This is a genomic window from Streptomyces anandii JCM 4720, assembly GCF_014650655.1.
GTDB lineage: Bacteria > Actinomycetota > Actinomycetes > Streptomycetales > Streptomycetaceae > Streptomyces > Streptomyces anandii.
Map to the genome: position 1 here is coordinate 1 of NZ_BMVJ01000095.1, position 942 is coordinate 942.

The window sequence follows — 942 nt, forward strand, 5'->3', positions numbered from 1 at the left end:
CCGGTCATGCCGCTGGCCTCGGCCCACAGACCCCACGCCAGCGCACTCGCCGGCAGACCCTCCGACCGACGACACTGCGCCAACGCCTCCAAGAACGCGTTCGCCGCCGCATAGTTGCCCTGCCCCGCAGCACCGAACACCGCGGCAGCACCCGAGAACAACACGAACGCCGACAACCCGGCATCCCGCGTCAACTCATCCAGCACCAGCGCCGCATCCACCTTCGGACGCAACACCGCATCCACCCGCTCAGGCGTCAACGACGCGATCACACCATCGTCCAACACCCCCGCCGCATGCACCACCGCACCCAACGGCCGCCCCGCCGGCACCGACGCCAGCACACCAGCCAACGCCTCACGATCAGCCACATCACACGCCACGAGCGTGACCTCGGCACCCGAGTCGCGCAGCTCCTCCACCAACTCCTCGGCGCCCTCGGCCGCCATCCCCCGCCGACTGATCAGCAGCAGATGACGTACGCCGTGCTCGGCCACCAGGTGCCGGGCCACCAGCCCGCCCAACGTGCCCGTCGCACCCGTGACCAGCACCGTCCCACCCACCGGGAAGGACACCGCCGACTCACCACCGGGTCCGTCAACCGCCACCGGCACCCGCACCAGACGCGGCACCCGCACCACACCATCACGCACCGCCAACTCCGGCTCACCCACAGCCAGCAACCCGCCACCCACACGAGCCACCACACCATCGGCATCCACATCCACCAGAACCAGCCGACCCGGATTCTCCGACTGCGCCGAACGGAACAACCCCCGCACCGCCGCACCCGCCAGATCCACAACCCCCTCACCCGGAACCGCCTCCACAGCCCCCCGGGTCACCAACACCAAACGACCATCCGCGAACCGCTCATCCGCCAACCACCCCTGCACCACACCCAGAACCCGACGCACCGCACCACGCACAGCACCAGCCGAC

At 69.9% G+C, this 942-nt stretch carries 1 protein-coding gene; it reads right to left on the reverse strand.

All coding sequences use genetic code 11. From position 1 onward, the window contains the following. Positions 1–929 (reverse strand): beta-ketoacyl reductase (locus tag IE249_RS35455; RefSeq protein ID WP_373304544.1); only part of this gene is annotated, 929 nt, incomplete at its 3' end. Positions 930–942 lie beyond the last annotated feature (13 nt).